22 protein-coding genes are annotated in these 20,423 nt (G+C 71.9%); 17 read left to right on the forward strand and 5 right to left on the reverse strand.

Going from position 1 to position 20,423, the window contains the following annotated elements:
* The 3 genes from AB0N17_RS30065 to truA form a co-directional block, all read left to right on the forward strand.
* Positions 1-953, forward strand: a 953-nt coding sequence (locus AB0N17_RS30065; protein WP_366014692.1) for a DNA-directed RNA polymerase subunit alpha, incomplete at its 5' end; no start/stop codon positions are given.
* A 128-nt stretch (positions 954-1,081) separates the two neighbouring features.
* Positions 1,082-1,576, forward strand: a complete 495-nt coding sequence (gene rplQ / locus AB0N17_RS30070) for a 50S ribosomal protein L17 (protein ID WP_366014693.1) — start codon at positions 1,082-1,084, stop codon at positions 1,574-1,576.
* Positions 1,577-1,680: 104 nt separating this feature from the next.
* On the forward strand, positions 1,681-2,535 hold the full coding sequence (truA, locus tag AB0N17_RS30075) for a tRNA pseudouridine(38-40) synthase TruA (protein WP_366014694.1): 855 nt from the start codon (positions 1,681-1,683) through the stop codon (positions 2,533-2,535).
* Between the two features lies 1 nt (position 2,536).
* Here the strand turns inward: truA and AB0N17_RS30080 are convergent, their stop codons facing one another.
* On the reverse strand, positions 2,537-3,415 hold the full coding sequence (locus AB0N17_RS30080) for a hypothetical protein (protein WP_366014695.1): 879 nt from the start codon (positions 3,413-3,415) through the stop codon (positions 2,537-2,539).
* A gap of 304 nt (positions 3,416-3,719) precedes the next feature.
* On the opposite strand from AB0N17_RS30080, the gene rplM reads away from it, so the two are divergent.
* The 3 genes from rplM to glmM all read left to right on the forward strand — a co-directional run bounded on the left by rplM (position 3,720) and on the right by glmM (position 6,262).
* Positions 3,720-4,163 carry a 50S ribosomal protein L13 gene (rplM, locus tag AB0N17_RS30085; RefSeq protein WP_058923752.1) on the forward strand — a complete coding sequence of 148 codons (444 nt, stop codon included), beginning with the start codon at positions 3,720-3,722 and terminating at the stop codon, positions 4,161-4,163.
* A gap of 42 nt (positions 4,164-4,205) precedes the next feature.
* Entirely contained in the window at positions 4,206-4,718 is a 513-nt protein-coding gene (gene rpsI / locus AB0N17_RS30090; protein WP_004927169.1) for a 30S ribosomal protein S9, read from the forward strand.
* 185 nt (positions 4,719-4,903) lie between these two features.
* A complete protein-coding gene (gene glmM / locus AB0N17_RS30095; RefSeq protein WP_366014696.1) occupies positions 4,904-6,262 on the forward strand; it encodes a phosphoglucosamine mutase in 1,359 nt (452 codons plus the stop codon).
* A gap of 51 nt (positions 6,263-6,313) precedes the next feature.
* Here the strand turns inward: glmM and coaA are convergent, their stop codons facing one another.
* A complete protein-coding gene (gene coaA, locus AB0N17_RS30100) occupies positions 6,314-7,303 on the reverse strand; it encodes a type I pantothenate kinase (RefSeq protein WP_366014697.1) in 990 nt (329 codons plus the stop codon).
* Positions 7,304-7,445: 142 nt separating this feature from the next.
* Here coaA and glmS point away from each other — a divergent pair, with 142 nt between their 5' ends.
* On the forward strand, positions 7,446-9,293 hold the full coding sequence (gene glmS, locus AB0N17_RS30105) for a glutamine--fructose-6-phosphate transaminase (isomerizing) (protein ID WP_366014698.1): 1,848 nt from the start codon (positions 7,446-7,448) through the stop codon (positions 9,291-9,293).
* 28 nt (positions 9,294-9,321) lie between these two features.
* Here glmS and AB0N17_RS30110 read toward each other — a convergent pair whose 3' ends face one another.
* On the reverse strand, positions 9,322-10,101 hold the full coding sequence (locus AB0N17_RS30110; protein ID WP_366014699.1) for an SDR family oxidoreductase: 780 nt from the start codon (positions 10,099-10,101) through the stop codon (positions 9,322-9,324).
* A gap of 95 nt (positions 10,102-10,196) precedes the next feature.
* On the opposite strand from AB0N17_RS30110, the gene AB0N17_RS30115 reads away from it, so the two are divergent.
* The 6 genes from AB0N17_RS30115 (at position 10,197) to AB0N17_RS30140 (ending at position 16,013) form a co-directional block, all read left to right on the forward strand.
* Entirely contained in the window at positions 10,197-10,568 is a 372-nt protein-coding gene (locus AB0N17_RS30115) for a holo-ACP synthase (RefSeq protein ID WP_366014700.1), read from the forward strand.
* Positions 10,569-10,614: 46 nt separating this feature from the next.
* On the forward strand, positions 10,615-12,063 hold the full coding sequence (locus tag AB0N17_RS30120) for an NAD(P)H-hydrate dehydratase (protein ID WP_366014701.1): 1,449 nt from the start codon (positions 10,615-10,617) through the stop codon (positions 12,061-12,063).
* 546 nt (positions 12,064-12,609) lie between these two features.
* Positions 12,610-13,767, forward strand: coding sequence for an alanine racemase (gene alr, locus AB0N17_RS30125; RefSeq protein WP_366014702.1), 1,158 nt, complete (start codon positions 12,610-12,612; stop codon positions 13,765-13,767).
* Between the two features lie 154 nt (positions 13,768-13,921).
* Positions 13,922-15,190 (forward strand): alpha/beta hydrolase, encoded by a 1,269-nt coding sequence (locus tag AB0N17_RS30130; RefSeq protein WP_366014704.1) that lies wholly within the window; start codon positions 13,922-13,924, stop codon positions 15,188-15,190.
* On the forward strand, positions 15,147-15,668 hold the full coding sequence (gene tsaE / locus AB0N17_RS30135) for a tRNA (adenosine(37)-N6)-threonylcarbamoyltransferase complex ATPase subunit type 1 TsaE (protein WP_366014705.1): 522 nt from the start codon (positions 15,147-15,149) through the stop codon (positions 15,666-15,668). Before AB0N17_RS30130 ends, tsaE begins: the two co-directional genes overlap by 44 nt.
* Positions 15,669-15,812: 144 nt before the next feature.
* Positions 15,813-16,013, forward strand: coding sequence for a hypothetical protein (locus AB0N17_RS30140; protein WP_366014706.1), 201 nt, complete (start codon positions 15,813-15,815; stop codon positions 16,011-16,013).
* Here AB0N17_RS30140 and AB0N17_RS30145 read toward each other — a convergent pair.
* Entirely contained in the window at positions 16,010-16,573 is a 564-nt protein-coding gene (locus AB0N17_RS30145; protein WP_366014707.1) for a hypothetical protein, read from the reverse strand. The genes AB0N17_RS30140 and AB0N17_RS30145 overlap by 4 nt on opposite strands.
* A gap of 113 nt (positions 16,574-16,686) precedes the next feature.
* Between AB0N17_RS30145 and tsaB the strand changes: the two genes are divergently transcribed.
* The 4 genes from tsaB to AB0N17_RS30165 are packed head-to-tail and all read left to right on the forward strand — an operon-like array spanning position 16,687 to position 19,256.
* On the forward strand, positions 16,687-17,343 hold the full coding sequence (gene tsaB / locus AB0N17_RS30150) for a tRNA (adenosine(37)-N6)-threonylcarbamoyltransferase complex dimerization subunit type 1 TsaB (protein WP_366014708.1): 657 nt from the start codon (positions 16,687-16,689) through the stop codon (positions 17,341-17,343).
* 17 nt (positions 17,344-17,360) lie between these two features.
* On the forward strand, positions 17,361-17,918 hold the full coding sequence (rimI, locus tag AB0N17_RS30155; RefSeq protein WP_366014770.1) for a ribosomal protein S18-alanine N-acetyltransferase: 558 nt from the start codon (positions 17,361-17,363) through the stop codon (positions 17,916-17,918).
* Positions 17,911-19,002, forward strand: a complete 1,092-nt coding sequence (gene tsaD, locus AB0N17_RS30160; RefSeq protein WP_366014709.1) for a tRNA (adenosine(37)-N6)-threonylcarbamoyltransferase complex transferase subunit TsaD — start codon at positions 17,911-17,913, stop codon at positions 19,000-19,002. The genes rimI and tsaD overlap by 8 nt, the downstream gene beginning before the upstream one ends.
* A complete protein-coding gene (locus AB0N17_RS30165) occupies positions 18,999-19,256 on the forward strand; it encodes a hypothetical protein (protein ID WP_366014710.1) in 258 nt (85 codons plus the stop codon). Before tsaD ends, AB0N17_RS30165 begins: the two co-directional genes overlap by 4 nt.
* A 200-nt stretch (positions 19,257-19,456) precedes the next feature.
* Here the strand turns inward: AB0N17_RS30165 and AB0N17_RS30170 are convergent, their stop codons facing one another.
* A complete protein-coding gene (locus AB0N17_RS30170) occupies positions 19,457-20,326 on the reverse strand; it encodes a hypothetical protein (protein WP_366014711.1) in 870 nt (289 codons plus the stop codon).
* Positions 20,327-20,423: the final 97 nt, after the last annotated feature.

Here is a 20,423-nt window from a genome sequence, read left to right on the forward strand (position 1 = left end):
AGCCGCTGGAGCCGGGCTTCGGCTACACCCTCGGCAACTCCCTGCGTCGTACCCTCCTGTCCTCGATCCCCGGCGCTGCTGTCACCAGCATCCGGATCGACGGCGTGCTGCACGAGTTCACCACCGTGCCGGGCGTCAAGGAGGACGTCACCGACCTGATCCTCAACATCAAGCAGCTGGTCGTCTCCTCGGAGCACGACGAGCCGGTCGTGATGTACCTGCGCAAGCAGGGTCCGGGTCTGGTCACCGCCGCCGACATCGCGCCCCCGGCCGGTGTCGAGGTGCACAACCCCGACCTGGTCCTCGCCACGCTCAACGGCAAGGGCAAGCTGGAGATGGAGCTGACGGTCGAGCGTGGCCGCGGTTACGTCTCCGCCGTGCAGAACAAGCAGGTGGGCCAGGAGATCGGCCGTATCCCGGTCGACTCCATCTACTCGCCGGTTCTGAAGGTCACCTACAAGGTCGAGGCGACCCGTGTCGAGCAGCGCACCGACTTCGACAAGCTGATCGTCGACGTCGAGACCAAGCAGGCCATGCGTCCGCGTGACGCGATGGCGTCGGCCGGCAAGACGCTGGTCGAGCTGTTCGGTCTGGCGCGCGAGCTCAACATCGACGCCGAGGGCATCGACATGGGCCCGTCCCCGACGGACGCCGCCCTGGCCGCCGACCTGGCGCTGCCGATCGAGGAGCTGGAGCTCACCGTTCGGTCGTACAACTGCCTCAAGCGCGAGGGCATCCACTCCGTGGGTGAGCTCGTCGCCCGCTCCGAGGCCGACCTGCTGGACATCCGCAACTTCGGTGCGAAGTCCATCGACGAGGTCAAGGCGAAGCTGGCCGGCATGGGCCTGGCCCTGAAGGACAGCCCGCCCGGATTCGACCCGACCGCCGCCGCCGACGCCTTCGGCGCCGACGACGACGCGGACGCGGGGTTCGTCGAGACCGAGCAGTACTGAGTCGGTACTGAGCGTGTTCCGCCTCCGGGGGTCTCGCCGAGACCCCCGGATCTCCGACAGGCGACCGCCTGCTCGGATACTGACCTCGGTACCTGACACGGCCGGGGCAGACACACAGGAGAAGAACCATGCCGAAGCCCACCAAGGGTGCCCGTCTGGGCGGCAGCGCCGCGCACGAGAAGCTCCTCCTCGCCAACCTGGCGAAGAGCCTCTTCGAGCACGGCCGTATCACCACCACCGAGGCGAAGGCCCGCCGCCTGCGCCCGTACGCCGAGCGTCTGATCACCAAGGCGAAGAAGGGCGACCTTCACAACCGCCGTCAGGTGCTCCAGGTCATCACGGACAAGGGCGTCGTCCACACGCTCTTCACCGAGATCGGCCCGCGGTACGAGAACCGTCCGGGTGGTTACACCCGCATCACCAAGATCGGTAACCGCCGTGGCGACAACGCGCCCATGGCTGTCATCGAGCTGGTCGAGGCGCTGACGGTCGCGCAGCAGGCCACCGGTGAGGCCGAGGCCGCCACCAAGCGTGCGGTCAAGGAGGCCGACGAGGCCAAGGCTGCGGAGACCACCGAGGCGCCGGCCGAGGAGGCCGCTGCCGAGGAGTCGACGGAGGCCTGAGCCTCTGCCTGACGCTGGAAGCGGGTCCGCCCTTCGGGGCGGGCCCGCTTTCACGTTTCTTCGACGCGTTCTTCCGAGGGGCACGGCCCTGAGAGGATTTCCACGTGAGTGATGAAGTACAGCCCGGGTACGTCCGTGTCCGCCTCGACGTCTCCTACGACGGCACCGACTTCCACGGCTGGGCCAAGCAGGCGGGCGGGAAGCGGACCGTGCAGGGCGAGATCGAGGACGCCCTGCGCACGGTGACGCGGTCGCGGGAGACCTACGAGCTGACCGTCGCCGGACGGACCGACGCCGGGGTGCACGCGCGCGGCCAGGTGGCGCACGTCGACCTGCCCGAGGAGGTCTGGCGGGAGCACAACCAGAAGCTGCTGAAGCGCCTGGCCGGGCGTTTGCCGAAGGACGTACGGGTGTGGGCCCTCAGGCCGGCGCCGAGCGGTTTCAACGCCCGTTTCTCCGCCGTCTGGCGCCGGTACGCCTACCGGGTCACCGACAACCCCGGCGGTGTCGACCCCATCCTGCGCAACCACGTCCTGTGGCACGACTGGCCGCTGGACGTGGACGCGATGAACGCGGCCGCCCGGGAGCTGCTCGGCGAGCACGACTTCGCCGCCTACTGCAAGAAGCGCGAGGGGGCGACGACGATCCGGACGCTCCAGGAGCTGAGCCTCGTGCGGGGCGAGGACGGGATCGTCACGGCCACCGTCCGCGCGGACGCGTTCTGCCACAACATGGTGCGCTCGCTGATCGGCGCGCTGCTGTTCGTCGGGGACGGCCACCGCGGCCCGGAGTGGCCCGGGAAGGTGCTGGCCGCGGGGGTGCGGGACTCCGCCGTGCATGTCGTACGGCCGCACGGGCTGACCCTGGAGGAGGTCGGCTACCCCGCCGACGAGCTGCTGGCGGCGCGCAGCAAGGAGGCGCGCAACAAGCGGTCGCTGCCGTCGGCGGGGTGCTGCTGAGCTACTGGTTCGCCGCCGCGGACGCCTGGGCCTGGCCGCGGCGCCAGATCTGCCGGAAGGTGAAGTCCTGCAGGTCCTTGCCGGCGGAGAAGGCCTTGGTGTCCTTCGTGGTGACGTTCTTGCCGTTGGCGAAGCCGGTGATCGTGAAGTAGGCGTAGCGGCCGACGGCGTTGCGTGTCGAGAAGCAGATCGCTCCGTCGCAGAAGGGCTTGACGCCCTTGCCGGACAGCGAGCGCACGATGCTGTGGTCGTCGGTCTGGCCCTTGGCCTTCGCCGCCCGGTCGGCGGTGGCGAAGACGGCGACGCCGGTGGTGACCGCGATGCCGTTCAGGGTGTACGTGGCGCGGATCAGCCGGGTGCAGCCGTTCGCGGTGAGGATCTTCGGCAGGGTCGCGTCGGCCGCGGAGGCACAGTTCGTGGTGTCCGCGGTGGCGCCCTTCTTGTACACCGTGCTGCCGATGGTCAGCTGGGTGCCCGGGAACAGCGTCTCGGGGCTCAGCGGCGCGGTGTCCTTCTTGGCGCTGGATATGAAGTCCTTCGGGTCCAGCGGCGGCGGGGCGCTGGTCGGCGCGAAGGACGGCGCGGCCGAGGCCGTGCCCGGCAGGGACGCGCCGGCCGTCAGGCTGCTGGGACCGGCCTGTGGCTCGCCCTTGCCGTTCGCGGAGACGACGGCCATGGCGACGGCCGTGCCCACGGCGATCGTCGCGAGCGCGCCGCCGGCGATGAACAGCACCTTGCGGCGCTTGTGCCGGCTCTCCGAGGCCTCGGCCAGCGCGGCCCAGTCCGGAGTCCCGTCGTCACCGCCACTGTTCCACGGCTGCTGGGAATTAGGTTTCCAGGGATCCCACTGAGACTGGGGTCCCCCCTGCCCGTAACTCATGGGGCGCATCTTAGACGGGGGCCGGAGGGTGCTGGAGGGCGTCGGGCGGCATGCCACGTTTGTCCGCCGACATAAGCGGGAAGCGCCTCGTTTTGACCCTGCCGGGGGCCTGCAGGTAACCTGCTTGTTCGTTGTGTATTGGCTTGCTCGTTCTCACGCGACAGGCCTGTACCTAGGTTCCCTGGAGCAGTTACCAGTGGGCGGCATACGGGCAGTGTCCCCGGCATATTTGTCGTCCCCAGCTGCACGATCGCTTCAGTGATGCCAAGTGTCAGCACCCATCCCTGAAGAAGAAGGCTGCGAAGTGCGTACGTACAGCCCCAAGCCCGGCGATGTGACTCGCCAGTGGCACGTCATTGACGCTCAGGACGTCGTCCTGGGCCGTCTCGCCACCACCGCTGCGTCCCTCCTGCGGGGCAAGCACAAGCCGATCTACGCCCCCCACGTCGACACCGGTGACTTCGTCATCATCATCAACGCCGACAAGGTGCACCTGTCCGGCAACAAGCGGACCCAGAAGATGGCGTACCGCCACTCCGGCTACCCGGGTGGTCTGCGCTCCGTCCGCTACGACGAGCTGCTGGACAAGAACCCGGAGAAGGCCATCGAGAAGGCCGTCAAGGGCATGCTCCCCAAGAACACGCTGGGCCGTCAGATGCTCTCGAAGCTGAAGGTCTACAAGGGTGACCAGCACCCGCACGGCGCGCAGCAGCCGCAGCCGTTCGAGATCACCCAGGTCGCGCAGTAATTCCGGCCACCCCCTAAGACTGAAGAGAATCTGAGGTACATCGTGGCCGAGACCACTGCCGAGCAGCCGCTCGAAGAGCTTGACATCGACAGCTACACCACCGAGTCCGAGGTCCCCGTCGAGGGCGAGTACACCTCGGAGTCGATGGCCTCCCGCTTCGGCGAGCCCCAGCCGGCCGCCGGCCTGGGCCGTCGCAAGAACGCCATCGCCCGCGTCCGGATCGTCCCGGGCACCGGCAAGTGGAAGATCAACGGTCGCACCCTCGAGGACTACTTCCCGAACAAGGTGCACCAGCAGGAAGTCAACGAGCCCTTCAAGGTGCTCGAGCTCGAGGGCCGTTACGACGTCATCGCCCGCATCGCGGGTGGCGGTGTCTCCGGTCAGGCCGGTGCGCTCCGTCTCGGTGTCGCCCGTGCGCTGAACGAGGCCGACGTCGACAACAACCGCGGCCCGCTGAAGAAGGCCGGCTTCCTCAAGCGCGACGACCGTGCGGTCGAGCGCAAGAAGGCCGGTCTGAAGAAGGCCCGCAAGGCTCCGCAGTACAGCAAGCGCTAATCAGGAGCTGCCTGCTCGTACTCCGAACGCCCCGGCGGCACGCCACTTGTGCCGTCGGGGCGTTCGTTTATCCCCGCCAAGGGCGTATAACGACACAAGACGCTCAGAGGCTTGTGTGATCGGATGTCGGGAGGCGTGCGCCGGACCGCACCGATCGCGAAAATGCTGCTTCCTCAGGAGGACAAGTGGGACGACTCTTCGGCACGGACGGCGTGCGCGGTGTCGCCAACGCGGACCTGACGGCCGAGATGGCCCTCGGCCTCTCGGTCGCCGCGGCGCACGTGCTGGCCGAGGCGGGCACCTTCGAGGGCCACAAGCCGACGGCGGTGGTCGGGCGGGACCCGCGCGCGTCCGGGGAGTTCCTGGAGGCCGCGGTCGTCGCCGGCCTGGCCAGCGCGGGTGTGGACGTCCTGACGGTCGGCGTGCTGCCGACGCCCGCGGTGGCTCACCTGACCGGCGCGCTCGGCGCCGACCTGGGCGTGATGCTGTCCGCCAGCCACAACGCCATGCCGGACAACGGCGTCAAGTTCTTCGCCCGCGGCGGCCACAAACTCGCCGACGACCTCGAGGACAGGATCGAGGCGGTCTACGAGTCCCACCGCCACGGTGAGCCCTGGCAGCGCCCGACGGGCGCCGGGGTCGGCCGCGTGCGGTCCTACGGCGAGGGCTTCGAGCGTTACGTAGCCCATCTCCTCTCGGTCCTGCCGAACCGGCTGGACGGCCTGAAGATCGTCCTGGACGAAGCGCACGGCGCGGCCTCGGGGGTCTCGCCGGAGGCGTTCTCCCGGGCGGGCGCCGAGGTCGTCACGATCGGCGCGGAGCCGGACGGCCTCAACATCAACGACGGCTGCGGCTCGACCCACCTGGAGCAGCTGAAGGCGGCGGTGGTCGAGCACGGCGCGGCCTTCGGCATCGCGCACGACGGCGACGCCGACCGCTGCCTGGCCGTGGACCACACCGGTGAGGAGGTCGACGGCGACCAGATCCTCTCCGTGCTGGCGCTGGCGATGCGGGAGCGCTCCGAGCTGCGCTCCGACACCGTGGTCGCGACCGTCATGTCCAACCTGGGCTTCAAGCTGGCCATGGAGAAGGCCGGGATCCGGCTCGTGCAGACGGCCGTCGGCGACCGGTACGTGCTCGAGGAGATGAAGGAGCACGGGTACGCCCTCGGCGGCGAGCAGTCCGGGCACGTGATCATCCTCGACCACGCGACGACCGGTGACGGCACGCTCACGGGTCTGCTGCTGGCGGCGCGGGTCGCCGAGACCGGCCGTACGCTGCGGGAGCTCGCCTCCGTCATGGAGCGGCTGCCGCAGGTGCTGATCAACGTGCCGGACGTGGACAAGTCGCGGGTGCGGACGTCGGCCGATCTCGCCGCCGCCGTCTCCGAGGCGGAGCGGGAACTCGGGGAGACCGGGCGGGTGTTGCTGCGGCCTTCCGGGACCGAGCCGCTGGTGCGGGTCATGGTCGAGGCGGCGGACATCGATCAGGCCCGGTCGGTGGCCGGGCGGCTGGCCGATGCCGTGAAGTCGGCGCTGGGATAGGTCTTTTCGGAGCCGGGGCGCGGGGAACACCCCCCGCGCCCCTTTGCGTGCCTACAGCTTGCGCAGCCGCAGGCGCTGGACCTTGTGGTCCGGGCCCTTGCGGAGGACCAGGGTGGCCCGGCCGCGGGTCGGTGCGATGTTCTCGACCAGGTTGGGCTCGTTGATCGTCCGCCACAGGGTGCGGGCGTAGTCGAGGGCCTCGTCCTCGGAGACCTGGGTGTACTGGCGGAAGTACGAGGACGGGTTCTGGAAGGCCGTCTGGCGCAGCTTCCTGAAGCGGTTGAGGTACCAGCTCTCGATGTCCTCGGTACTGGCGTCGACGTACACGCTGAAGTCGAAGTAGTCGGCGAGTCCGACCCGGGTGCGGCCGTCCTTGCCCGGCAGGGCGGGCTGCAGGACGTTCAGGCCCTCGACGATCAGGATGTCCGGCCGGCGGACGGTGAGCCGCTGGTCGGGGACGATGTCGTAGATCAGGTGGGAGTAGACGGGGGCCGTCACCTCGTCCTTGCCGGCCTTGATGTCGGCGACGAACCGGGTCAGGGCCCTGCGGTCGTAGGACTCGGGGAATCCTTTCCGTGACATCAGGCCGCGGGCCCGCAGCTCCTTGGTGGGCAGCAGGAAGCCGTCCGTCGTCACCAGTTCCACGCGCGGGTGCTCGGGCCAGCGGGAGAGCAGGGCCTGCAGCAGGCGGGAGACGGTGGACTTCCCGCAGGCCACCGAGCCGGCGACCCCTATGACGAAGGGGGTGCCGGACTGGGAGCCCTGCTCCCCGAGGAAGGTGTTCAGGGCGCCTCTGAGGCCGTCCGTGGCGCCGACGTAGAGGTTGAGGAGCCGGGAGAGCGGGAGGTAGATGTCCCGCACCTCGTCCAGGTCGATCACGTCGCCGAGGCCGCGCAGCTTCTCCACCTCCTCGGCGGTGAGCGGGAGCGGCGTCTTGTCGCGCAGCGCGCTCCACTCGGCGCGGGTGAGGTCGACGTAGGGAGTCGCCTCCGGCTTGTGCCGGTGGACGCTCCGGGGCATCGAGGAGACCGGTGAGATCACAGTCCATTGTTAACGGAGTTTGAACGGGCCGGAAGGTGGGGTCCGTCACGCGCCGGACACCCCTTCGTACGACGGTGGGAATTTCTGATTTCGGGCAGCGGAAGGCCTGTTCCGGCCGCTTGCGCGCCGTAGGCTGCGGCGCATGTGCGGAATCGTGGGATACGTAGGGTCGCAGTCGGCGCTCGATGTCGTCATGGCCGGGCTGAAGCGGCTGGAGTACCGGGGGTACGACTCGGCGGGCGTCGCCGTGCTCGCGGACGGCGGGCTCGCCTCGGCGAAGAGGGCCGGAAAGCTGGTCAACCTGGAGAAGGAGCTGGTCGAGCGGCCGCTGCCGGCGGGTTCGACGGGTATCGGCCACACCCGCTGGGCCACGCACGGCGGCCCGACCGACGCCAATGCCCATCCGCACCTCGACAACGCGGGACGCGTCGCCGTCGTCCACAACGGCATCATCGAGAACTTCGCCGTCCTGCGCGCCGAGCTGGCCGAGCGGGGGCACGAGCTGCACTCCGAGACGGACACCGAGGTGGTCGCCCACCTGGTCGCCGAGGAGTTCTCGGGGACCGCCGACCTGGCGGAGGCCATGCGGCTGGTGTGCCGGCGGCTGGAGGGCGCGTTCACGCTGGTCGCGGTGCACGCGGACGCGCCGGACGTGGTCGTGGGCGCGCGCCGGAACTCGCCGCTCGTGGTGGGCGTCGGCGAGGGCGAGGCGTTCCTCGCCTCCGACGTCGCCGCGTTCATCGCCCACACCCGGTCGGCGATCGAGCTGGGCCAGGACCAGGTGGTGGAGCTGCGCCGCGACGGCGTCACGGTGACGGGCTTCGACGGCCGCCCGGCCGAGGTCCGCTCCTACCACGTGGACTGGGACGCCTCCGCCGCCGAGAAGGGCGGCTACGACTACTTCATGCTCAAGGAGATCGCCGAGCAGCCCAAGGCGGTCGCCGACACCCTGCTCGGGCGCATCGACCCGTCCGGCTCCCTCACCCTGGACGAGGTCCGCATCTCCCCGTCCGAGCTGCGGGAGATCGACAAGGTCGTCATCGTCGCGTGCGGTACGGCCTTCCACGCCGGCCTGATCGCCAAGTACGCCATCGAGCACTGGACGCGGATCCCGTGCGAGGTGGAGCTGGCGAGCGAGTTCCGCTACCGGGACCCGATCCTGGACGGCCGCTCCCTGGTGATCGCCATCTCCCAGTCCGGCGAGACCATGGACACCCTGATGGCGCTGCGCCACGCCCGGGAGCAGGGCTCGAAGGTCCTGGCGATCTGCAACACCAACGGTTCGACCATTCCGCGCGAGTCGGACGCGGTGCTGTACACGCACGCCGGCCCCGAGGTCGCGGTGGCCTCCACCAAGGCGTTCCTCACCCAGCTGGTGGCCTGCTACCTGGTCGCCCTGTACCTGGGCCAGGTGCGCGGCACCAAGTGGGGCGACGAGATCCAGGTCGTGATCCGGGACCTCTCGCGCATCTCCGAGGAGGTCGAGCGGGTCCTGGAGACGATGGAGCCGGTACGGGCCCTGGCGCGCACCCTGGCGGCCAAGAACACGGTGCTGTTCCTGGGCCGGCACGTGGGCTACCCGGTGGCTCTGGAAGGCGCCCTGAAGCTCAAGGAACTCGCCTACATGCATGCCGAGGGCTTCGCGGCGGGCGAGCTGAAGCACGGCCCGATCGCGCTGATCGAGGAGGACGTGCCGGTGGTGGTCGTCGTCCCGTCCCCGCGCGGCCGGTCCGTCCTGCACGACAAGATCGTCTCCAACATCCAGGAGATCCGCGCGCGCGGCGCCCGCACCATCGTCATCGCGGAGGAGGGCGACGAGGCGGTGGTCCCGTACGCCGACCACCTGATCCGCATCCCGGCCACCCCGACCCTGCTGCAGCCGCTGGTGGCGACGGTGCCGCTGCAGGTCTTCGCGTGCGAGCTGGCCACGGCGCGCGGCAACGAGGTGGATCAGCCGCGCAACCTGGCGAAGTCGGTGACCGTGGAGTAGGGCCGCGGATCACCCGGCCGACGGCGGCTCAGTGGGTCGAGAAGCCGCCGTCGACGAAGATCGACTGGCCCGTGACGTAGGCGGAGGCGCGGCTCGCCAGGAACACCGCCGCGCCCGCGAAGTCCTCGGCGAGCCCGTTGCGCCCGACCATCGTGCGCGCGGCCAGCGCCGCGACCCTCTCGGGGTCGGACGACAGCCGCGCGTTCAGCGGGGTCATCACGAAGCCCGGCACCAGGGTGTTGCAGGTGACGCCGTGCGGGGACCACGCCTCGGCCTGGGAGCGGGCCAGCGACTCCAGCGCCCCTTTCGAGACGCCGTACGCGCCGCTCTGCACGAAGGCGCGGTGGGCCTGCTGGGAGGTGACGTGGATGATCCGGCCGAAGCCCCGCTCGGCCATGCCGGGACCGAACCGCTGCCCCAGCAGGAAGGGCGCCTCCAGGTTCACGGTCATGGTCGTGTCCCAGACGTCCTCGTCCAGCTCGCTCATCGGCGGCCGGAGGTTGACGCCGGCGCAGTTGACGAGGATGTCGGGTTCGCCGTGGGCGCCGGCCACTTCCTCGGCCGCCGCGCGGATGCCGTCGCGGCTGCTCAGGTCACCGCGGACCCAGGCCGCCCGGCACCCCTCGGCCGTCAACTCCTCGACGGTCTCCACGAGTTGTTCCTTCTTCCGGGCCACGGCCACCACGCTCGCCCCGGCGCGCGCCAGCGCCCCGGCGACGGCCCGGCCGATGCCGGAACTGCCCCCGGTCACCAGGGCGGCATGGCCGTCGAGCGAGAAGAGGTCGGAGAGATAGGCCTGGGAAGTCATGGCCGCAGCGTAGACGGCGGGTGCCCGGCGCCGTCGGGTGATCTTGCCATCCGGGCGGGCGCCGGCCGGGGACGGGCCGCCGTAGGCTGCCCGCCATGAGCATCATCGGAGTGGGGATCGACGTCGCCGAGATCGACCGGTTCCGGGCGTCGCTGGAGCGTACGCCGGGACTCGCCGACCGGCTGTTCGTGGAGCGGGAGTTGCTGCTGCCCGGCGGGGAGCGGCGGGGCATCGCCTCGCTGGCGGCCCGGTTCGCCGCCAAGGAGGCCCTGGCCAAGGCGCTGGGGGCGCCGCCCGGGCTGCACTGGACCGACGCCGAGGTGTACGTCGAGGACAGCGGTCAGCCCCGGTTGCGGGTGAAGGGGACCGTGGCCGCGCGGGCCGCGGAGCTGGGGGTGCGGGCCTGGCACGTGTCCCTCAGCCATGACGCGGGGATCGCCTCGGCCGTGGTGGTCGCCGAGGGCTGAGCGGTCCGGGTGTGGGGGTGGGGGGTTCCGGGGCAGACTCGGTGCCATGCGTACTGCGTACAGCGTGGAGACGGTAAGGGCGGCCGAACGGGCGTTGATGGCGCGGCTGCCGGAAGGAGCGCTGATGCAGCGGGCGGCCGCCGGGCTGGCCGCCGCCTGTGCGGAGTTGCTCGGGCGGGTGTACGGCAGCCGGGTGGTGCTGCTCGTCGGCAGCGGGGACAACGGCGGGGACGCCCTGTACGCGGGGGCCCGGCTGGCGCGCCGGGGGGCCGGCGTCACCGCCGTCCTGCTGTCGCCCGGGCGGGTGCACGGCGCAGGGCTGGCCGCGCTGCGACGGGCGGGCGGCGCCGTCGTCTCCGCGGAGTCGGACGGGTCCGCGGGAACCGTCGACGAGTTGCTCCGGCGGGCCGATCTGGTGGTCGACGGGATCGTCGGGATCGGGGGCAGGGGCGGGCTGCGGCCCGACGCCGAGTGGCTCGCGTGGGCCGTGGAGCGGTCCCGGGCCGCGGTGGTGGCGGTGGACCTGCCCAGCGGGGTCGAGGCCGGCACGGGGGAGGTCCGCGGAGTCGCCGTACGGGCCGATCTCACCGTCACCTTCGGGACGTACAAGCCCGGACTGCTGGTCGATCCCGCGCGGGAGTACGCCGGGGTCGTACGGCTCGTCGACATCGGGCTGGAGCTGCCGCCGGAGGGTGAGCTGACGGCCCTGCAGCACACGGACGTCGCACGGCTGTTGCCCCTGCCCGCCGGGGAGAGCGACAAGTACCGGCGCGGTGTGGTGGGGATCGCCGCCGGGTCGGCGCGGTATCCCGGGGCGGCCGTGCTCGCCGTGTCCGGGGCGCTGCGGGGCGGCGCGGGGGCCGTGCGCTACGTCGGGCCCGCCGGGGACGCGGTCATCGCCCGGTTCCCGGAGACGCTCGTGTCCGACGCCGGACCCGCCAAGGCGGGGCGCGTGCAGGCCTGGGTGGTCGGGCCGGGGGCGGGCGAGGACGCGGCGACCGTGGCCGAGGTGCTGGCGGCGGACGTGCCGGTGCTGGTCGACGCGGACGGGCTGCGGCTGGCCGAGCGGGACGCGGTGCGGGGGCGCACGGCGCCGACGCTGATGACGCCCCACGCGGGGGAGGCCGCCGCGCTGCTGGGGGTGCCGCGGGAGGAGGTCGAGGAGGCCCGGCTGGCCGCGGCGCGGGAGTTGGCGGCGGTGTACCGGGCGACCGTGCTGTTGAAGGGGTCGACGACGCTGGTGGCCGACGCCGGGGGCGGTGCCGTGCGGGTGAACGCCACGGGGACGCCCTGGCTGGCCACGGCGGGGAGCGGGGACGTGTTGTCGGGGCTGGCCGGATCGCTGCTGGCGGCGGGGCTGTCCGCCCTGGACGCGGGGAGCGTGGCGGCGTATCTGCACGGCCTGGCCGGGCGGTTCGCGGCGGACGGGGCACCGGCGGGGGCCCACGACGTGGCCGCCCGGATCCCGGAGGCATGGCGGGACGTACGGGGTTGAGGGCGGCGGGCTCGCCGGCACGGGCGGCCTGAGCGGTGCCGGTGCCGGTGCTGGTGCTTGTGCGGGGGCCGGCTGGTGCCGTGGGCTCAGCGGAGCCGGTGCTTGTGCGGGGGGTGTCGGCCGGTGTCGTGGGCTCAGCGGAGCCGGTGCTGTGGGCTCAGCGGTGCTGGTGCGGGCCGGGGTTGGCTTCGCTCACCCGCGCTCGCGGGGTGCCGCTGCGCCCACCCGTGCCGCCCCAGCGGCACGACTGCCCGCAGCTGCGGCGGTGTCGGCTGTCCGCGGCCGGGCCGGGCCGACCCGCAGTTGCGGGGGTGTCGGCTGTCCGTGGTCGGGCCGGGCCGACCCGTTGTTGCGGGGGTGTCGGCTGGCGTTGCCGGGTGGGCGTCGCCCCAGCGGCACGACTGCCCGTAGCTGCGAGGCAGCGCCTTGGTGCGGTCGGTTGTCCCCTGTTGCGCCTCTTGGGTGAATTCGCGGCGTATCCGTGGAGCGACGGGTACCTGACACGGCAGCCGGGGCCGGGCGGCCCTCTGAGACACTGGGGGCGCCATGAGTGAGACTGCAGCTGTGCCGACCGCCCCCCTGCGCGCCCGCGCCGAGATCGATCTGGGCGCCCTGCGCGCCAATGTGCGGGTGTTGCGCGCCCGGGCGAAGGGCGCGGCCATGATGGCCGTCGTCAAGTCCGACGGGTACGGCCACGGCGCGCTGCCGTGCGCCCGCGCCGCGCTCGCGGCGGGGGCGACCTGGCTCGGAACGGCCACCCCCGAGGAGGCCCTCGCGCTGCGCGAGGCCGGGCTGCCGGGGCGGATCCTGTGCTGGCTGTGGGTGCCCGGCGGGCCCTGGCGGCAGGCGATCGAGGCCGACATCGACGTGTCCCTGAGCGGGCTGTGGGCCCTGCGCGAGGTGGAGCGGGCGGCCCGGGAGGCCGGCCGGGTCGCGCGCGTGCAGCTCAAGGCCGACACCGGCCTCGGCCGCAACGGCTGTCAGCCCGCCGACTGGCCCGAGCTGGTCGGCGAGGCCCTGCGCGCCGAGGCCGAGGGCCTGGTCCGGATCACCGGGCTGTGGTCGCACTTCGCCTGCGCCGACGAGCCCGGGCACCCGTCCATCGCCGCCCAGCTCGACCGCTTCCGGGAGATGCTGGCTCACGCCGAGGACCAGGGCGTACGGCCCGAGGTGCGGCACATCGCCAACTCCCCGGCCACGCTCACCCTCCCCGAGACCCACTTCGACCTCGTCCGCCCCGGCATCGCCATGTACGGCATCTCGCCCAGCCCCGAGCTCGGCACCCCGGCCGACTTCGGACTGCGTCCGGTGATGACGCTCAGCGCCTCGCTCGCGCTGGTCAAGCACGTCCCGGGCGGGCACGGGGTCAGCTACGGCCACCACTACGTCACCCCGGGCACCACCACGCTCGGTCTCGTCCCCGTCGGCTACGGCGACGGCATCCCCCGGCACGCCTCCGGCACCGGTCCGGTGCTGGTCGACGGCAAGTGGCGGACCGTCGCCGGACGGGTCGCCATGGACCAGTTCGTGGTGGACCTCGGCGGCGACGAGCCCCCGGTGGGCAGCGAGGCCGTGCTGTTCGGGCCCGGCGACCGCGGTGAGCCCACCGCCGAGGACTGGGCGCAGGCCAGCGGCACGATCGCGTACGAGATCGTCACGCGGATCGGAATGCGCGTTCCTCGCGTCTATGTGAACGGGGAATAAGCCGGGTAGCCCGCCGGGAAGCGGCAACTCGGATCATCGACCCAGTCACACCGGTACCACCGGCACCATCGGTTCCACCGGCACCATCGGTTCCACCGGCACCATCGGTTTCACTCACCCAGGCGAACTGCAGTACGGCGAAGAGGAGCGGTACGTGAGCGAGAGCAGTGCGGAGGCCGTCGCGGACGTCGTCGCCACGGCGGCCGCCGTCTCCGCCGCGGGGGCGGCCGGGAGCTGGCGTCGGGCGACCGGCATCGCCGGTGCCGCGATAGGCGTGCTGGCCGCGGGCGCGGCGGCCGGCGTCGCCGTCGAGCGGATGACGGTGGGCCGGGGCATGCGGCGCAAGGCGCGGCTGGCACTGGACTCCGCGGGGCCGTACGGCACCCTGCGCGGCACCCCGGCCAAGGCGTACGCCGACGACGGCACCGAGCTGTACTACGAGGTCGACGAGACCGAGCCCGATCCGGGGCCGCAGGTCTCCCCGCGCCGGCGCCGCCTCTTCGGCCGCAAGGCGCCCGCCCCGGTCACCGTCGTCTTCTGCCACGGCTACTGCCTCAGCCAGGACTCCTGGCACTTCCAGCGGGCGGCCCTGCGCGGCGTCGTCCGGACCGTGCACTGGGACCAGCGCAGCCACGGCCGCTCCGCGCGGGGGGTCGGGCAGACCCGGGACCGGGTGCCGGTCACCATCGACCAGCTCGGCCGCGATCTGAAGGCCGTCCTCGACGCCGCCGTACCCGACGGGCCGATCGTGCTGGTCGGGCACTCGATGGGCGGGATGACCATGATGGCGCTGGCTGCCCAGTACCCGGAGCTGATCCGGGACCGGGTGGTCGCCACCGCCCTCGTCGGGACGTCGTCCGGGCGGCTCGGCGAGGTCAACTTCGGGCTGCCCGTCGCCGGGGTCAACGCGGTGCGCCGGATCCTCCCCGGCGTGCTGAAGGCGCTCGGCCAGCAGGCGGAGCTGGTGGAGAAGGGGCGGCGGGCCACCGCCGATCTGTTCGCGGGGGTCATCAAGCGGTACTCGTTCGCCTCCCGAGACGTCGATCCGGCCGTCGAACGCTTCGCCGAACGCATGATCGAGGCCACCCCGATCGACGTGGTCGCCGAGTTCTACCCGGCCTTCACCGACCACGACAAGACCGAGGCGCTCGCCTGCTTCCGCGACATGCCCGTGCTCGTGCTGGCCGGCGTCCAGGACCTGGTCACCCCCAGCGAGCACAGTGAGGCCATCGCCGACCTGCTCCCCGACGCCGAGCTGGTGCTCGTGCCGGACGCGGGGCACCTCGTGATGCTGGAGCACCCGGAAGTGGTCACCGACCGCCTCGCCGACCTGCTCACCCGCGCGGGTGCGGTGCCGGCAGGGGCTACCGTAAGTGGCTATGGAACATCCAGCAGCACCGGCAGCACCGCACAACCCCGCTGAGACGCGGCTGACGATCACCTCGCCCGAGCAGATGCGGGAGCTGGGGCGCCGGCTGGCCAAGCTGCTGCGCGCGGGCGACCTGGTGATGCTCTCCGGGGAGCTCGGCGCGGGCAAGACCACGCTGACCCGGGGTCTCGGCGAGGGCCTGGGGGTGCGCGGCGCGGTGACCTCGCCGACGTTCGTGATCGCCCGGGTGCACCCCTCGCTCGGCGGCGGCCCGCCGCTGGTCCACGTGGACGCCTACCGGCTCGGCGGCGGTCTGGACGAGATGGAGGACCTGGACCTCGACGTCTCGCTGCCCGACTCGGTGATCGTCGTGGAGTGGGGCGAGGGCAAGGTCGAGGAGCTGACCGACGACCGGCTCCAGGTGGTCATCCACCGGGCCGTGGGCGACACCACGGACGAGGTGCGGCACGTGACGGTGACCGGGCTGGGGGAGCGCTGGTCGACGGCCGGCCTGGAGACCCTCGCGGCCTGAACCGGCCCGCACCACCCTTTCCGACAGGTCGTCGGCAACATATTGCGCAGGACGTCCCGGGCGTGATGACATGGTGTCCAGCCCGTAGTTAGGTGTGCCTAACCAGCCCCTGACCGCGCAGCCCCCGGCACCCAGGAGGCGCTCATGCCCGCCGACGGCCCCACGGAGCAGCAGTCCGGCCCGCAGTCGTCCGCCGGGGTGTCCGTGCGCGACCTGCTGGCGGCATGCGCGGCGGCGAACGCGGTCTCCCTGCCGCCCCGGGCACCGGACCGCCCGGAAGGGGCGGCGGGCGGTGACCCGCGGCCGGACGACGGCCCGGCGCGGCACGCGCCCGCGGCCGCCTAACGGATCACGACGACCCGCACCCCGATCGTCGCGAACTTCCACATCGCCTCCCCGTCCACCCGGCTCTCCCGGATGCCCCCCGTCTTCACGCTCGGGTCGGCCACGGTCTGCGGGTCGCCGCCGCCCACCGCCGCGCTGAAGCCGATCACGACCCCGTCCACGCTGGTGAACCGCACGACGTGCTCGATGGGGAGGCCGTCGGTGCCGGTGACGGCGTTGGAGCGGGAGCTGACCCAGTAGCCGCCGACCGGCGGGTCCACGCTCCCCGGGTTCACCCGGAAGGTGCGCTCGACCCGGTTGCGTTCGTCGACCAGCCAGACCCGGTCGTCGTCCACCGAGTACACGACCCGTTCACCCGTGCCGGAGCTGCCCGGAAGGGCGGTCGGATGGAGCCGGTCGCGGGGCGCCTTGGTGGCCGTCGCCGAGGGCGACGCACTCGCCGCGGGCCTGCCGCCCAGGCCCGCCGGGACGGTCGCCTGGGCCCGGTAGGCGAGGAAGCCGACGGTTCCGACGGCCGCCGCGGTCAGGCCGGCCACGACTCCCGAGCTGGTCCCTGCCACCTGCGCCCACCTCTGCTTCGCGCCATATGTCGTACTTCGTACAGACCGTAGCAGCCGGTGACGGTCCCGCCGGGGCGGCCATGCACGAGGCGCGGGCGCCGTAGGCTGTTCGCGTGCTCTTGCTCGCTCTGGATACCGCAACACCCGCCGTCACCGTCGCGCTGCACGACGGCACGGACGTCATCGCCTCGTCGAGCCAGGTGGACGCGCGCCGGCACGGAGAGCTGCTGCTGCCGGCCGTGGACCGTGTGCTCGCCGAAGCCGGACTCAGGCTGGAGGAGGTCACCGGGATCGTCGTCGGCACCGGGCCCGGTCCCTACACCGGCCTGCGCGTCGGCCTGATGACCGCCGACACCTTCGGCCTGGCGCTCGGCGTCCCCGTCCACGGCGTCTGCACGCTGGACGGCCTCGCCTACGCCGCCGACATCGAGAAGGGCCCCTTCGTCGTGGCGACCGACGCCCGGCGCAAGGAGGTCTACTGGGCAAAGTACGCCGACTCCCGGACCCGGCTGACCGACCCGGCCGTCGACCGCCCGGCCGACATCGCCGAGCAGGTCGCCGGGATCCCGGCCGTCGGCGCCGGCGCGCTGCTCTACCCGGACACGTTCCCGAGCGTCCACGAGCCCGAGCACGTGTCCGCCGCCTCGCTCGCCTCGCTCGCCGCCGAGCGGCTGGCCGCGGGCGAGGAGCTGCCGGCACCCCGCCCGCTGTACCTGCGCCGCCCGGACGCCCAGGTGCCCAAGAACTACAAGGTGGTCACCCCGAAGTGACCGAAGAACTGCGCGAGATGCGCTGGTGGGACATCGACCCGGTCCTGGAGCTGGAGAAGGACCTGTTCCCCGAGGACACCTGGTCCCGGGGCATGTTCTGGTCCGAGCTGGCCCACTCCCGGGGCCCGGACGCGACCCGGCGGTACGTCGTCGCCGAGGCCGGGGGCCGCATCGTCGGCTACGCCGGTCTCGTCGCCGCCGGTGACCAGGGCGACGTCCAGACCATCGCCGTGGCGCGCGCCCACCAGGGCACCGGCCTCGGCGGCCGGCTGCTGGCCGAGCTGCTGCGCGCGGCGACCGCGTTCGAGTGCCACGAGGTGATGCTCGAGTGCCGGGTCGACAACGTCCGCGCGCAGAAACTCTACGAGCGGTTCGGCTTCGAGCCGATCGGCTTCCGGCGCGGCTACTACCAGCCGGGCAACGTGGACGCCCTGGTCATGCGTCTGACCACGACATCCGACGGCGGCTCCGCCGCGGGCCCCTCCTCAGATCCAGAACAAGGCTCAGATCCAGAACAAGGCTCAGATCCGGAACAAGGATCGGATCCAGAACAGGGAACCGAGATCAATGGCTGACGAACCCCTCGTCCTCGGCATCGAGACCTCCTGTGACGAGACCGGCGTCGGCATCGTCCGCGGCACCACCCTGCTGGCGGACGCCGTCGCCTCCAGCGTCGACGAGCACGCCCGCTTCGGCGGGGTCGTACCCGAGGTGGCGTCACGGGCGCACCTGGAGGCGATGGTCCCGACCATCGACCGTGCGCTGAAGGAGGCGGGGATCAGCGCCCGGGACCTGGACGGCGTCGCGGTCACCGCGGGCCCCGGTCTGGCCGGCGCCCTGCTCGTCGGCGTCTCGGCGGCCAAGGCGTACGCCTACGCCCTCGGCAAGCCCCTGTACGGCGTCAACCACCTCGCCTCGCACATCTGCGTCGACCAGCTGGAACACGGCCCGCTGCCCGAGCCGACGATGGCCCTGCTGGTGTCCGGCGGCCACTCCTCGCTGCTGCTGTCCTCGGACATCACCTCCGACGTCCGCCCGATGGGCGCCACCATCGACGACGCGGCCGGTGAGGCCTTCGACAAGATCGCCCGCGTGCTGAACCTGGGCTTCCCCGGCGGCCCGGTCATCGACCGGTACGCGCGCGAGGGCGACCCGGCGGCCATCGCCTTCCCACGTGGTCTCAGCGGCCCGCGCGACCCGGCGTACGACTTCTCCTTCTCCGGTCTGAAGACGGCCGTGGCCCGCTGGATCGAGGCCCGGCGGGCGGCCGGCGAGGAGGTCCCGGTCCGTGACGTGGCCGCCTCCTTCCAGGAGGCCGTCGTCGACGTGCTCACCCGCAAGGCCGTCCGCGCCTGCAAGGACGAGGGCGTCGACCACCTGATGATCGGCGGTGGCGTGGCGGCCAACTCCCGGCTGCGGGCCCTCGCCCAGGAGCGCTGCGAGGCGGCCGGCATCCGGCTGCGCGTGCCGCGCCCCAAGCTGTGCACGGACAACGGCGCGATGGTGGCCGCGCTCGGCGCCGAGATGGTCGCCCGGGGCCGGGCCGCCTCCGGCTGGGACCTGTCGGCCGACTCCTCCCTGCCGGTGACGGACCCGCACGTGCCGGGCCACGACCACGACCATGTGCACGAGGTCAGCAAGGAGAACCTGTACTCGTGACCGTCGCGTTGATGTGGGAGGCGCGGGCCGCCGACGGCCGGGGCGAGGAACTGCTCGCCTGGGCCCGCGCGCAGCGGCTCACCGGGCGTCCGGTACGCCGGGAGACCTTCCGCGCTCCGCGGGACCGGGTGCTGGTCATCACCTGGTGGGACGCGCCGTACGACGCCGAGCTGCCCGAACTGCCCGAGCCGGACGGCACGTTGGTGACGCGGGCCGTGCACCGCTGGCGGTTCGAGTCGGTGGCCGACGGCTGAGGTTGATGTGTCCGGCCGGACTGGGCTATGATCATCACACAGCGAACGGCCGGAAACCCGGTCCGGACGCAGTGCGTTGGTGGTCCAAGGAAAGACGTCCCGCTTCCTGCGGGGAGATGCAGGTGCAAGGCCTGCCCGGCGCTCCACTCGAAACCCGCCTCCGGTTCTCCGGAGGCGGGTTTCGCCGTTACGGCGGCCCGTTACCGGCGGCTCGTGCGCTGCGGCCGGACCGCCTCCGCCTCGGGACCCGCGACCGTGAGGGCCGCCGCCCGCCGCTCCTTGAACTGCGCGTACGCCATCAGGCCGAACAGCACCGCGAGCAGCACCGCCGAGGAACCGGCCGTCCCCAGGTCCAGTCCGCCCTTGGCGACCGGCTTGGTCAGGAAGTCGCCGGCCGTGGCGCCCAGTGGCCGGGTGAGGACGAACGCGATCCAGAACAGCAGCACGTTCGGCACCGCCGGCACCTTCATCAGCGCCACCAGGACCAGCAGCACGCCGGTCACCAGGGCCGCACCGCCCAGATAGCCGAGGCCGGAGCTGTCGGAGAGGAAGTCGCCCATCGAGGTGCCGAGCGTGTTGGAGACCAGGATCGCCGACCAGAACAGGGCCTCGCCCCGGAAGGTGACGATCTCGGTGATCTGGAAGGTCATCCCGCTCAGCTTCCAGCCGATGAAGATCAGCAGCAGGATCGAGATCAGGATCGCGGCGCCCTCCGGATACCCGAGACCCAGGCCCTGCGGCCCCCAGCCCAGCTTGGTCGCGCCGCCCGAGAGGTACTTCGCGCTGGCGTCGCGGTTCATGAAGTCGGACATGGTGGTGCCGGCCATGGAGGTCGACAGGATCACGGTCCAGTAGAAGAAGGGGTTGTAGTGGGCCGAACGCAGCTGGATCACCAGCGTCACCACGAAGACCAGGAACAGGGCGATGGTCGTGAGGAAGTAGCCCAGTTTGAGCGTCTGGGCGAACAGGTCGCCGGCGGTCTCGCCCAGGGTCGTCGCCGCGATCTTCATGATCCAGAACGCGAGCGTGACCTCGGGCAGCTTCTTCATCACGGACTTCGGCGTCGTCAAAGGGTGCTCCTGCCGGGTGGGGGGTGATCGTTTACGGCCCGACCCTGCCAGGGGCAACCTGAATCCATCCTGAACGCCCGGTGCATGGGTCTTGCGC

The organism is Streptomyces sp. NPDC051133, from assembly GCF_040682635.1.
Taxonomy (GTDB): Bacteria; Actinomycetota; Actinomycetes; order Streptomycetales; family Streptomycetaceae; genus Streptomyces.